Raw genomic sequence first — 12,333 nt, 5'->3', positions numbered from 1 at the left:
TCAGCATGCTGTGTTTCATTGGAGGGTTACTCTTCTTCGCGTTCAATCAGATCTTTTCCAGCACGACGCCACGCAACCCGGAACGCCCAACACAAAAAACCAAGTGTTGAGCACGCGACAAAGGTCAAAATTGCAAACTTCGAATCCTCCACCATCGAACTCCACGGGGCTGTTTCCAGGTTCGCCCACACATTGATCAGTGCTTGAATAAAGAGGATGCCACCTCCCCCAACGCCCGGCGCGAACGAATGCCACCACGGAACAAATCCGCTTGTGCTCCAAAACAACAAAACAAAACAACTATGAGGAGCCCCACCAACACCATCGCCAGAAACTCGTCCCCCGCCAAGCCCCACGCAAAATCCACAGGGCGAACCATCACCGCGCGCCGGGCGGTGATCCACACGTTCGTTAGCATCAGCCCAGCAACCAACACTAACCCCGCGATCAGCGCTAACAACGAAAAATCCTTCCATGTTGCGCGCGTGCGATCACCATCCACATCAGGCAATAGGCCGTTGGCGGAATGATGACGAGACCGTGTGCGTCGATCCATCTCTCACCTCATTGAACGAAAACCTCAACTCAGAATAGCCCAAAGGCACACCGGCGTCAGCGCTCACCCGCAGACCAGACAGAGACCTCTTGCACGAAAATCGGAACCCCACGGGAAGTCGCAATCAACTTAATCATTCGGGGAACCGGCGACTCCCCCACGTCGTAAGCCCTCACCATGTAGCCCGTAATCCGGCCGTCGTCGAAACGCGCACCAACGGCGTCGTCGAACTTCGCTTTGGCTGCAGCAGCTTCAGGCGTTAGAAAACGCGAATCCGCCTCCTCCTCAGTGCCGCCAAACCGGCGAGGGTACAGGAAAAACTTCACAAGCTCGCCAGCAAGCGCTAAGCGCTCCGCGTCCACGCGAGTCAGGTTCGCAAAATCAATATCCAACATGCCCTCCACGCCTTATTCTCCACATCATCCTAGCCGCGCGGGCAGAACGCGACGAGTGGGCGGCGGATCAATCCGCCGCCCACTCGCAGTATTACAACCGAAGGCTAGTCATTCTTACGCACCCGCGCATACACCACCTGGCGCTGAATCGGAACAGTCACGAGCACCGAAACGAAGGTCAGAACTACGCCAATGATGACCATGAACCCCAAAGTCTTAAGGTTGCCGAGATTGACCCCGCCCCCTTGAGCCAGTGCCGGAAGAAAGCCCACTACCAGGAGGATCGACATCAACGCGGCCATCGGAGCCATCACCTGCACGAAACGTGCCCGGATCAACACCCCAAGCGGAGTACCCAGCTGGACAAGTGCTCGAGCTTCATCGGCGCGGTCAAACACATCCGAAGCCTGATGCACCAACGTCGAAACCGCACCCAAAACCACCGCGAATGCGAACGCAATCACCACACCCTTCGAAATGTCCGACGCGATCTGCGACAGCATGAGATCAGCCGACGTATTCTTCACACTCGAGGCCACGTTGAACGACACCAGAGTTAGCGTGATCGTGGCGACCATCCCCATCAGCGCCACCGAGTTAATATTGCGCCACGCCGCACGCGAATTGCCCAACACGCGCCGCATTCCAAGGAGCCACGCCGGCTTGCCAACCGCAAGAAGCGGACGCATCGTCAGCTGGATAAACAACGGACCCACCAGGGCAACCGCCCCAAAAAGCATCATGATAATCGCCGCAAACGTGATCAACTGCGTCACCTCAACATCGCGAGCGCGATCACGGCTCTGCGAAAAGTAAAGCACTGCCACAAGCGCAACAACGAACACGACCATGCGCCAGGCGCGCACCGCAGCCGGCGTCACACGGTGAGCCACACCCAACGGCGAGATCGACACATTCGCCAAACCCACCGCCGTCGACACGACCGCAATCGCAACAATCAAGGCAAACGTACCAAGCAACGCCCACCACGGCAACGTCATCGACGACACCGTGATCTGAACGGTTCCAAAGGAAAGCGCTGTCCACGCCGGCAACGAGGCCACATAGATCGCAAGCCCCGCCAGAAAACCGAGAGCTGCGTGAATCATCGACTCGAACACCGACATCCCCACAACCTGGCGCGCACTCATGCCGACAAGTCGTAGCGAGGCGAGCCGGCGCTCACGGCCATTCGCCCCGAGACGGGCTGCAGCAGCCCCCAGCGACAAGAGCGGGATCGTCAGCAACGCAAGCGCAATCACCGATAGACCAAAATACATGCCACCCGAACCCGCCATGAAATCTTCCAGACCATAGCGCGTGGCGAAAGCCTCATCAATTGCCGCCTGATTGTTGTAAAACATCCACACGCCACCGAGAGTGGTCAGCGTGAGCCAGCTCGACACAGCAAACGCCACCACCGCAAAAACATCGAGGAGCGCATTGCCCGTGCGTGTTTGCAGACGAGCCTTCGCCAGCATACTGGCAAGCGAGAGAGTCTTCATCGCGCACCCCACTCATCCATCTGGCCAGGCTGGGCAACGTGCGTACCAGGGGCAGCGCGGCGGGCACCGGCGTCGGACGCGAGACGGGCACCGGCGTCGGCGCGGGCGGCAGGGCCGTCAAAATGCACCAAGCCATCACGAATCTCAACCAAACGCTGGCACCACGCCGCGACCTTCGCATCGTGCGTGATGACAACAAGCGTGGTGCCATTCATCTGCGCCGTCGTCGTCAAAATCTGCATCACCTCGTGGCCTGTCGCCTGATCGAGCGCGCCAGTGGGTTCATCCGCAAACAAAATCGCTGGCCGATGAACGAGCGCTCGCGCAATCGCTACGCGCTGCGCCTGGCCGCCCGACATCTCACCTGGACGTTTGCGAGCCTGGTCAGCCACACCAAGCCGGCCCAACCAATTCTCCGCCTCTGCGAGCGCCTTCGCCTTACTCACACCCTCAAGCAAGAGCGGAAAAGCCACGTTCTCACGCGCCGTCAATTCCGGAACCAACTGACCGTCTTGAAAAACAAAACCCAACTGTCGGCGTCGGAGCGCCGAACGCTTCGCATCGGATAGCTTCGACACCGTCGTCTCGCCGAGCTCAACCGTCCCCTGATCAGGCGTGAGAATGCCCGACAACACGTGCAGGAGCGTGGATTTACCCGAGCCCGACGGGCCCATAATCGCCACCTGCTCGCCCTGGGGAATATCGATGTCCACACCAGCGAGGGCATGAACGGGGCCATACATTTTCTTCAGACCGCGACCGCGGAGATTCATCGTGTTCATAGTTCTATTTCACCGCAGGTGGGAGCTGGGCGGAATCGGCCCAACTCCACACTTGGGGTAGAGCTAGCTCTACTGTTCATTCCACGGCAGTGTTCCCGATCCTGGCTGACAGGGCATGCTTCCGGCGTTTCCAGCCGGGCACCATTTTCGGCCCACCGGCGTCGTCAACCCACCGGTGTCCTCAACCTCAACCCACCCGTGTCCTCAACCCACCGGCATCGTTCATTTCCTCGCTCTCTCAGCACTGCCAGCACTCGGCCCACCCCTCCCGTCACCAAAATCAGTGAGCAAACCGACACCCGCTATCCTCTACACCACCGATCGCGGAATATGCACTAAAAACGGTCGGACGATTCTTGCCAACTACTTTCACACGCCTGTCCGTACCCCTCCGTTCTCGAAGAGTTTCCCGGCCGAGGAGAAGTCTCCCGTTCCCAAAATTCCTGCTCGCGACCATGTTTAGTGCGCAAACCGCCACCCGCTATCCTCTACACCACCGATCGCGGAATATGCACTAAAAGCGAACCGACACACCGCCTAGCAGAGCGAACCCGTGCTCAGCACGCGCGAAAGTTGTCCACAGGTATGCGGCCTACCATTTGAATCCACAGGCTCGAGCTGGCCCTCCCCATGCAACCGGTAAAATCGCAACGCTAGTTCCATGGAAAAAGGCTTTTATTCACGAACGACGCTATTTAAGCGTGGCTACCGAACCCGCACCGCGCTCCGAGTTGCAATCAGCCAGGGAACACTCCGAAAAGTGTGCCCTGGCCTGTGGTGTGATACCCAAGCCAATGGGCTCCTCATGCAGGTGGCACGCCGCCACCTGCAGATTGCCGGGCTCACCGCGGCGAAATACTACAAACTGTGGGTTCCGCCGGGGCGGCACCCAACTGAGGTCTCGACGCGGCCCGGCACCCGCCGCCCACGATTCGGACAAGCGACGATCCGCCGTTGGAAGTATCCCCGTAACCGGCTCGTTCCTCCATTGGTGGAAGTTCTGGAACAGGTCGCCCGTTGGCATTCAACTGAAACTGCTGCGATTGTGCTTGAAAGCGCCCTCGCACAGGGCAAAGCGTCGATGGACGAAGTTCACGCGATCATCCGTCGTCTGCCAAAACGGCGCGCTCGTCTTTTGCGCTTCGTTGACGATCGATCCGGCTCTGGTTCAGAGACGCGGCTCAAGTTCTTCTTCATCCGAGAGCAAATCAAGTTTGACCAGCAATTTCAGTTCTCTGCAGATTATCGAGCCGATTTCCGGCTCGGGAAACACCTGATCCTCGAAGCGGATTCGTCAGCCTATCACGCCACAAAATCCGGATATCTCACTGACAGGAGGCGCGATCTTGAAGCGGCGATTCGCGGATTTGAGGTACTGCGTTTAAGTTTCGAGCAAATATGGACGGATTGGCGCCACACGAAAGGCGTCCTTCGCGCCATTGTCCGCTCACGCCGGCATCAACGCCGGCTGCTTGACCTCACTGATCATTACTCGATCTTCGCATAAGTCCTCAGACTGAGCCGATACACTGGAGAGCATGTTCGGCTGGTTCAACAAACATCGACGAAATATTGCACGTGAGCTGTCAGAGCTGACGGAATCGCGGCGCGAGATCGTGCACGCTTTCGAGATTGAGCGCAGACGTATCGAACGTGATCTTCACGACGGAGCTCAGCAGTTCGTCGTTGCGACCGGGATGGCACTCGGCGAAGCAGAGTTAATCATCCAACTTGCCGGCACCCTACCGCCCGCACTTGCCGATCTCCCTGCCGTTCTCGCACGTGCCCAGCAGGCTAACGCTGAAGGCCTCGCCGCAATCCGCGCAACTGTCAACAACGTCCACCCTAAAGTGCTGTCCGATCTCGGGCTGGAAAAGGCGATCCGCGATGTCGCGGAGCGCGCCGAAATTCCCGTTCAGGTTCGAGTTCCTCACTCCCTGCCGACCATGCCCGAAGGCATCATCGCTACTGGTTACTTTTTAGTCTCCGAGGCGCTGACGAATGCCGCAAAACATGCTCCTCAAGCCACGGCAACCGTCGTCCTCGCCGCCGACGACGACCTCCACATTTCGATCGTCGACACCGGGCTAGGTGGGGCAACGATTACACCTGGGCACGGGCTGGCAGGGTTGCGGGAACGACTCGCCGCATTCGGCGGGAAACTGGAGCTCTCCTCACCTGCGGGTGGCCCAACGGTGCTACGCGCGACGATCCCGCTTTTGTTACGGCGCGGCGAATCTGGAGTGCCCAACGCCTAGCTTCACTAGACACAGATAAACAGGCTGGTTGACTTGTCACCTTCCACTCGACAAAGTTTGGTGCAGATCCGCCACCCCATCCACACACACCACCTTCGATCCCAACAATCGCACTGAAATCGGTTGACTGGAGATCAGCCGCGGGTTGTCAACAACACAGACCTTTGAGGACTGAAGCGTACGCTGGCGCGCTGGCTACCTTCCACGAGTCGAGGTTTGGTGCATATCTGGGGAGCTGCGACCCAAAGCAGAACCGATCCTCGTAATTGCACTAAAATCGGTTAGGGATTCAGCTGGCAGAGGCCCCGACAGATCGCCTGGAGACGAACCCTGGGAGAATCCCGGAGAGGAACGCTGTGAAAATTTTTATTGCCGACGATGCCACGCTGATGCGTGAAGGGCTCGCAGGGATCTTGCAACGTGTGGGTTTCGAGGTCGTCGGATTCGCTGAAGACGCCCCGAGCGCGGTCTCCCGTGTCGGCGCCCTCCTCGACGCCGGCGAGCAGGTGGATGTGTTCCTCACCGACGTTCGCATGCCACCGGGGATGTCCGACGACGGTTTGCGCGCAGCCGCCCAGCTCCGTGAGCGCTATCCGCAGCTCGCAATCATGGTTCTCTCACAATACGTTGCACCCGCATACGCAGCGTCGCTGTTCGTATCGCCCGATCGCGGGAAGGCAGGGATCGGTTATCTCCTCAAAGAACGCGTATCGAAGGTATCGGACTTCGTGGCCTCACTCAATATGGTGGCGGCTGGCGGCATGGTCGTAGACCCCGACGTTGCCGCCGGCCTGATCCGTGGCTCGATGAATGCGCTCTCGCAACTTACGCCGCGAGAGCGCGAGGTGCTCGAGCTGATGGCGCGAGGCATGTCGAACTCGGAAATCCAAGATACGCTTTTCCTCTCCTCCGCCGCGGTGTCGAAGCACGTGTCGAACATCTTCACGAAGCTCGGCTTGCCACCGGGCGAAGAAAACCGGCGGGTGCGTGCTGTGCTCGCCTATCTCACAGCAACTGGCCAGAACTGATCCTCGATGGCCGACGGCGCAGGCGGACCTACGTTCGAAAGTGATCCTCTGCCCGCCGACGGCGATCACGCGCCTGGCCGACATTCGGTGCGGTTGCCGTCAGCACGGCGAATACTGGCGCGTGTGCAACGAATGCCCGCTCCGACCCCAGCTTCAGGCAGAAGAGCGAGGCAACGGCCAAGATGTTGTGTCACCTCAGCGCCACCAGGTGTCTGCGGGCGTCGCCGGGACGGTGCGCTTGTGGCGCCCTCGCATCCATTTGGCTTCGAGGTTCTCGGCAGCCGCCAGATCGATCTCTTTGCCTTCGAGGTAGTCGTCGATCTGATCATAAGTGAGGCCCAGCTCGTCTTCGTCTGTGCGTAGCGGTTTCCCATCGAGCAGATCGGCAGTTGGCACTTTCGCCCATAGGGGCTCGGGTGCCCCCAGGTACTTCAGTAGTGCTCGATTTTGACGCTTGTTGAGCCCTGCGAGCGGCAGTAGATCCGCAGCACCGTCGCCGAACTTAGTGAAGAATGCCGTCACATTCTCGGCAGCATGGTCGGTACCGATGACGAGCAGTCCGGCGTCGCCAGCGATCGCGTACTGCGCGATCATGCGCATTCGTGCCTTGACGTTGCCGCGGTTAAAATCTGAGATGTCCATTTCCATGGCGTCTTCGTATGCGGCTTCGAGCGCTACCGTGGGTTCCTTGATATTGAGGGTCACCTCGTGGTCGGCGGCGACCCAGTCCATCGCGGCGGCGGCGTCGGCCTCGTCGGCCTGCACCCCGTACGGCAGGCGCACGGCGACGAAGGCGACATCATCGCCTTCGCTTCGCATCTTTTCGACCGCCATCTGTGCCAGGCGGCCGCCGAGGGTGGAGTCCACTCCCCCGGAGATTCCAAGCACGAAGCCTGTTGCCCGCGCAGATCGTGCATAGTCGACGAGGAATTGCACACGTGCCTCGACTTCCGCGGCGGGATCAATGTTCGGCTTCACGCCGAGTTTTTCGATGATTTCTCGCTGTAGTTCACGCATGCGGCTAGTTTACTTCCCTTCCCGTCGCCGGTGCGCGAGTTTCGCCGTGAGCCGTCCCGACGCCGGCGCGCGAGTCTCGCCGTGAGCCGTCCCGACGGCGGCGCGCGAGCAGCAATCGCAGCGCCTAGCTCTTGCGTCCGACGAAGTTATCCATGGTTGTGTTAACACCGAAGAAGTTGCACACGGCGTCGAATGCACGCGGTGGTAGCAGGCGCATCGCAGGCAGGAGTTTCACAAAGGGTGGCATGACGAGCTGGTGTTTGCCTGATTCGAGGGCGTCAAGGATCTTTCTCGCGACGTCCGCTTCTTTCAAGATCGGCAACAGAGCAGGGAATTTGGTCCGGACGCCGTCGAACATGCCGGTGTCGATGTAGTACGGGGCGACGACGAGGGTGTGGACGTGCGAATCGGCTTTAGAGAGCTCGGCGCGGAGCGATTCTGTAAAGCCAAAGGACGCGAATTTGGAGGCTGAGTAGTCGGTTTGTTTTGCTACTCCGACGAGGCCGGCGGCGCTCGCGATGTTCACAATTGCGCCGCGGTCGCGTTCGAGCATTGCGGGGAGGAACGCACGGGTCACCCAGTATTGCGCGAGGACATTCACGTCAAATGTGCGCCGGATCTGCGCCTCACTCGCCTCAAGGAGCGGTTTGCCGGTGACGACGCCGGCGTTGTTGATGACGATGTCAACGTGGCCGATTTCCTTGGCGAGTGCGGTGACGGCGGCCGAGTCGGTGACGTCGATGGCCGAGGCCGATGCGCGTGTTGCGCTGGGGAGCCCGGCGAAGTTGGTTCCGATTTCGCGTGCGAGCGCCTGGGCGGCCTCGCCGTTGAGGTCCCACAGGAACACTTCGCGGGCCCCGCGTTCGGCCGCGCCTTTGGCCATAAGCCGCCCGATTCCGGATGCGGCGCCGGTGATGAGGACTCGGGCTCCTCTAATGGGTACTCGTTTTCCTGCCATTTTTCCTCCTAGAACTTGAGAGCGTTGAGTACGCGTATGCCTCGCCGCATCACGTGTGCGAATTTTTCTGCGTCGAGTGGCCCGAACGGGCCGATGGGAATGAGGTGTTGTGCCGCAACAGTGCGGCTTTCGGTGTATTTGAGGATGCCGTCGGCGCCGTGCCGGCGGCCGATTCCGGATTCTTTCCATCCTCCCATGGGTGCGGCGATGGAGCCCCAGGCGGCGGTGTAGCCGTCGTTGATGGCGACGGTGCCGGTTTCGAGTCGGGAGGCGACGGCGCGTGCGTGAGCGACAGATCGGCTCCAGACGGACGAGTTCAGCCCGTAGGTGGTGTCGTTTGCGGCGGCGATGGCTTCGGCTTCGTGGTCGTAGGTGTCAAGCGCGACGGCGGGGCCGAAGGTTTCTGCCCGCGCGACGTCGGCTTCGTCAGGCACGTCGCTGAGGATGGTGGGTTCGTAGAATGCTGGGCCGAGGTCGGGCCGGGCCCGCCCGCCGGCGAGCACGCGGGCGCCTTTCGCGACGGCGTCGTCCACATGCGCTTTGACGCGCGCCATGTGCTCGGGCGAGATGAGCGAGCCGACGTCGGTATTCCAGTCGAGCCCTCCCCCGAGGGTGAGTGCCCGGGTCTTCTCGACGAATGCGCGGGTAAACTCGTCTGCAATTTCTTGCGCCACGTAAATACGTTCGATGGAGATGCACAGTTGCCCGGTGTTGGAGAAGCAGGCTTTGACTGCGCCGGCGGCGGCTCGTTCGATGTCGGCGTCGGCAAGGACGATCATCGGGTTCTTTCCTCCGAGCTCGGCCGAGCAACCAATCAAGCGTTCACCGCAGCGCGCGGCGATGAGGCGCCCGGTGGCGGTGGAGCCGGTGAACATGATGAAGTCTGCGCGGTCGATGATCCACGTGCCCACGGTGCGGCCGGAGCCTGGGGTGACGAGGAAGAGATCCTCGGGTAATCCTGCTTGAAGGAGGAGCTTTCGGGTGAGGAGGGCCGTGAACGGCGTGGCGGAATCGGGTTTCATCACGACGGCGTTTCCTGCGATAAGTGCGGGAACGATATCCGTGGCGACAAGCGTGAGGGGGTAGTTCCACGGAGCGATTACCCCGACGACGCCCTTCGGCGCGCGTTCGACCCGCACCTGCGTGAGTATCGGGAATGCTCCTGCGGCCCGCTTGGTTTTGAGGATCGAGGGCGCGACGGCGGCCGTGTGGGCGGCGAGCCGTGCCACATCCATGACTTCCTCGAATGCGGAGAGCCGGTTTTTCCCTGTTTCGAGCTGGATTGAATCAAGAAGCTCGTCACAGTTGTCGAGAACATACTGGGCGAACCGGACGAGGATGCGTGCGCGATCGCGGATGGGGGTTTGCGCCCATTCATGCTGGGCAGCGCGCGCAAGCTTAAATGCGCTCTCGACGTCGGCCTGGGTGGCTGTGCGAACTGTGCCGACGGGGGTGCCGTCCACAGGGTAATGGACCTCGAGTGTTTCCCCGTGTGCGTGCGCGAGGAATGCCAGCGACGGATCGATGCCTCGCCCGTGGCACTGGGGGCCGATGCCAGGCACATTCACTCCGTTGTGATCTGAGTAACTCATATCTCCATTCAACGCTTATCCCTGCTGCGATTCAAATGCACACCTGGATCGAGCCGCAGAGGCGTTCAGGACCGGCCACATCGTTGACCATACGCAACGTTTACCCCGCACTGGACAGGGCGTGGGCTTGCGAGATCATCTCATGCCTCGGAAATGAATGGTGGCGGTTTTCGCACATCTGCGAAAACCGCCACCATTCGGCCAAACGCTCTCCGATCAGGAAACCAGCGCGGCCAGCTTCGGATCGACCTTCGCCAATACAGCTTCGCGCGCTGCGGTTGCCGTACGCGCCGAGCGCGCAACCTCAGCAAGCTCCACGCACTGCGCGTGCGTGTGGAGCGAAAGTGCGAAACGAACGGCCGGGACCTTTGGTGCCGCCATCGACAGCGACTTCACTCCGATGCCCGTGAGCACGAGAGCGAGGAGCGGATCGCCCCCAGCTTCGCCACACACGCCGATCGGGTTCTCAGTGCCAGAAACGGCCGCCGAGATCATGTCCAGAACCGCTGGCTGCCACGGGCTGTTGAGCGCCGCGAGATCACCAAGGAGGCGATCGGCTGCCATCGTGTATTGGGTCAGATCGTTTGTTCCTAGCGAGCCGAACGAGCCGTTCTTCAACACCACGCCAGAGCGGATTGCCGCTGCCGGGGTCTCGATCATCACACCTGCGTGCTCGATCCCGTACTCGTGGGCGAGGCCGAAGAACCAGTCCGCCTCGTCTGCATCGGCAACCATCGGCGCCATGACCCACAGCAATGTCTCGGCCGCGCCCGGAAGATCAGACTCCACAACGGCCTTGTAGCCAGCTGCGATCGCCTCGAGCTGATCGCGAAGTAACTGCTCGTTGCGCTGACACATGCGAATTCCGCGAACGCCGAGGGCAGGGTTGTCTTCTTCGATCTTCTCAGTGAACTTCAGTGGCTTGTCCGAGCCCGCATCGAGTGTGCGGAAGACGACCTTCTTGCCAGCGAAAGCGGCGAGAACACGTCGGTAGGTTTCGGTCTGCTCTTCGACACTCGGAGCGTCTGAGCGGCCGAGGTACAGGAACTCGGTGCGGAACAGGCCGATGCCTTCGATCGGATCGTCCTCAGCTGAATGAGCAGCGGCGACCTTCTCCGCCTCCTCCGCTCCGCCCAGGTTCACGAGGAGCTGTACGCGGTGGCCATCGGAGGTTTCGCCTTTGCCGACGGCGGCCGCGAGAGCCTCCGCGCGGACGCGGGCACGCTCGATCAACCCCGCCTGCTCATCGGCGGTCGGCTCAACGAGAACCACACCGTGTTCGCCATCAACACCGACGACGGTGCCCGACGTAATTTCCCCCGCGCCGGAAGCGCGAACGACGGCGGGAATTCCCAGCTGTGCACACAAGATCGCCGTGTGCGACGTTGGGCCGCCCTTCTCAGTAACCACAGCAAGAACGCGCGCTGGATCCAGAGTTGCAGTATCGGCGGGCGCGAGATCGTCAGCAACGATCACGGCCTCTCCCTCAAAATCAGGCACACCCGGCTGCGGCAAACCAGCGAGCTGTGCAACTGCACGATCACGGATATCCATCAGGTCCGTGACTCGCTCAGCCATGTAGCCGCCGATCTTCTCAAGTTTGGCCGCGTAATCGGCGACAGCCGCACGCACAGCTTCAACTGGCCCAGCCCCGGCGTCGGCTTTCTTGCCGACGGCCTTCACCAGCCCGCGGTCGGTTGCCAGACCGGCTGTCGCTTGAAGAACTTCCTGCGCATGACCCGAGGTAGCCTCAGCACGCTTCGTCAGATGCTCCGCAACTGCAGTAAGCGCCGAGGTGGCTAGCTCGCGCGACGCACCGGCGTCGGCGAACTCGATCTCCTTGACGGCATCGGCATCCACACGCTCGACGACGACGGCGGGGGCCACCGCGCTCCCGGCAAAAACTCCGATACCCGAAAGGCTTGTCGAAGCCACGGATCACTCCTCCCCGTCGAGATCCGACGCGATGAGATCTGCAACAGTGTTTACTGCTGTCTCATCATCGCCGCTGACGGTGATTTCGTCGCCGTTCATCGCACCCAACGCCATGATCTCGAGAATCGATGCTGCGTCGGCCTCTTCCTCGCCAAAGGTGAGGAGAATATCTGCGCCGGTCTCTTCAGCAACCTCAGCGACCTTCGCCGCCGGGCGAGCATGCAGACCGACCTTCGAACCAACAGTAACAACGCGCTGCGCCATGAATTTTCCTTTCGTTATTCGCGGAAGAACCCGCGAGGGGGCA

12 protein-coding genes are annotated in these 12,333 nt (G+C 60.7%); 3 read left to right on the top strand and 9 right to left on the bottom strand.

The window, feature by feature from the left end:
• Positions 1–26 precede the first annotated feature (26 nt).
• The 4 genes from P8A24_RS03815 to P8A24_RS03800 form a co-directional block, all read right to left on the bottom strand.
• On the bottom strand, positions 27–476 hold the full coding sequence (locus P8A24_RS03815) for a hypothetical protein (RefSeq protein WP_278059906.1): 450 nt from the start codon (positions 474–476) through the stop codon (positions 27–29).
• A 136-nt stretch (positions 477–612) separates the two neighbouring features.
• Entirely contained in the window at positions 613–951 is a 339-nt protein-coding gene (locus tag P8A24_RS03810; RefSeq protein ID WP_278059904.1) for a hypothetical protein, read from the bottom strand.
• A gap of 104 nt (positions 952–1,055) precedes the next feature.
• Positions 1,056–2,456, bottom strand: coding sequence for an FtsX-like permease family protein (locus tag P8A24_RS03805; RefSeq protein ID WP_278059902.1), 1,401 nt, complete (start codon positions 2,454–2,456; stop codon positions 1,056–1,058).
• Positions 2,453–3,238, bottom strand: a complete 786-nt coding sequence (locus tag P8A24_RS03800; protein WP_278059900.1) for an ABC transporter ATP-binding protein — start codon at positions 3,236–3,238, stop codon at positions 2,453–2,455. The genes P8A24_RS03805 and P8A24_RS03800 overlap by 4 nt, the downstream gene beginning before the upstream one ends.
• Positions 3,239–4,043: 805 nt before the next feature.
• Here P8A24_RS03800 and P8A24_RS03795 point away from each other — a divergent pair.
• The 3 genes from P8A24_RS03795 (at position 4,044) to P8A24_RS03785 (ending at position 6,524) form a co-directional block, all read left to right on the top strand.
• Positions 4,044–4,745 (top strand): DUF559 domain-containing protein, encoded by a 702-nt coding sequence (locus P8A24_RS03795; RefSeq protein WP_278059898.1) that lies wholly within the window; start codon positions 4,044–4,046, stop codon positions 4,743–4,745.
• Positions 4,746–4,776: 31 nt separating this feature from the next.
• Positions 4,777–5,496: a sensor histidine kinase gene (locus P8A24_RS03790; protein ID WP_278059896.1), complete on the top strand. Its 720-nt coding sequence runs from the start codon at positions 4,777–4,779 to the stop codon at positions 5,494–5,496.
• Positions 5,497–5,852: 356 nt separating this feature from the next.
• Positions 5,853–6,524, top strand: a complete 672-nt coding sequence (locus P8A24_RS03785; protein WP_278059893.1) for a response regulator transcription factor — start codon at positions 5,853–5,855, stop codon at positions 6,522–6,524.
• 195 nt (positions 6,525–6,719) lie between these two features.
• Here P8A24_RS03785 and nadE read toward each other — a convergent pair whose 3' ends face one another.
• The 5 genes from nadE to P8A24_RS03760 all read right to left on the bottom strand — a co-directional run bounded on the left by nadE (position 6,720) and on the right by P8A24_RS03760 (position 12,290).
• Entirely contained in the window at positions 6,720–7,541 is an 822-nt protein-coding gene (gene nadE, locus P8A24_RS03780) for an ammonia-dependent NAD(+) synthetase (protein ID WP_278059891.1), read from the bottom strand.
• Between the two features lie 124 nt (positions 7,542–7,665).
• Positions 7,666–8,499, bottom strand: coding sequence for an SDR family oxidoreductase (locus P8A24_RS03775; RefSeq protein ID WP_278059889.1), 834 nt, complete (start codon positions 8,497–8,499; stop codon positions 7,666–7,668).
• An 8-nt stretch (positions 8,500–8,507) separates the two neighbouring features.
• A complete protein-coding gene (locus P8A24_RS03770; protein ID WP_278059887.1) occupies positions 8,508–10,091 on the bottom strand; it encodes a succinic semialdehyde dehydrogenase in 1,584 nt (527 codons plus the stop codon).
• A 216-nt stretch (positions 10,092–10,307) separates the two neighbouring features.
• A complete protein-coding gene (locus tag P8A24_RS03765) occupies positions 10,308–12,026 on the bottom strand; it encodes a phosphoenolpyruvate--protein phosphotransferase (RefSeq protein ID WP_278059885.1) in 1,719 nt (572 codons plus the stop codon).
• 3 nt (positions 12,027–12,029) lie between these two features.
• Positions 12,030–12,290, bottom strand: a complete 261-nt coding sequence (locus P8A24_RS03760) for an HPr family phosphocarrier protein (RefSeq protein WP_278059883.1) — start codon at positions 12,288–12,290, stop codon at positions 12,030–12,032.
• Between the last annotated feature and the right edge of the window lie 43 nt (positions 12,291–12,333).

Source organism: Arcanobacterium wilhelmae (assembly GCF_029632765.1).
Classification (GTDB): Bacteria; Actinomycetota; Actinomycetes; order Actinomycetales; family Actinomycetaceae; genus Arcanobacterium; species Arcanobacterium wilhelmae.
The sequence above is the reverse complement of the archived record's forward strand: the minus strand, read 5'-3'. Positions and strand labels throughout refer to the sequence as shown.

Bases quoted from the DNA above. Each gene is read 5' to 3' on its own strand.
- P8A24_RS03795 (WP_278059898.1), top strand. From the start codon at position 4,044: ATGCAGGTGGCACGCCGCCACCTGCAGATTGCCGGGCTCACCGCGGCG.
- P8A24_RS03805 (WP_278059902.1), bottom strand. From the start codon at position 2,456: ATGAAGACTCTCTCGCTTGCCAGTATGCTGGCGAAGGCTCGTCTGCAA.
- P8A24_RS03790 (WP_278059896.1), top strand. From the start codon at position 4,777: ATGTTCGGCTGGTTCAACAAACATCGACGAAATATTGCACGTGAGCTG.
- P8A24_RS03775 (WP_278059889.1), bottom strand. From the start codon at position 8,499: ATGGCAGGAAAACGAGTACCCATTAGAGGAGCCCGAGTCCTCATCACC.
- P8A24_RS03770 (WP_278059887.1), bottom strand. From the start codon at position 10,091: ATGAGTTACTCAGATCACAACGGAGTGAATGTGCCTGGCATCGGCCCC.
- P8A24_RS03815 (WP_278059906.1), bottom strand. From the start codon at position 476: ATGGAAGGATTTTTCGTTGTTAGCGCTGATCGCGGGGTTAGTGTTGGT.
- P8A24_RS03760 (WP_278059883.1), bottom strand. From the start codon at position 12,290: ATGGCGCAGCGCGTTGTTACTGTTGGTTCGAAGGTCGGTCTGCATGCT.
- P8A24_RS03800 (WP_278059900.1), bottom strand. From the start codon at position 3,238: ATGAACACGATGAATCTCCGCGGTCGCGGTCTGAAGAAAATGTATGGC.
- P8A24_RS03810 (WP_278059904.1), bottom strand. From the start codon at position 951: ATGTTGGATATTGATTTTGCGAACCTGACTCGCGTGGACGCGGAGCGC.
- nadE (WP_278059891.1), bottom strand. From the start codon at position 7,541: ATGCGTGAACTACAGCGAGAAATCATCGAAAAACTCGGCGTGAAGCCG.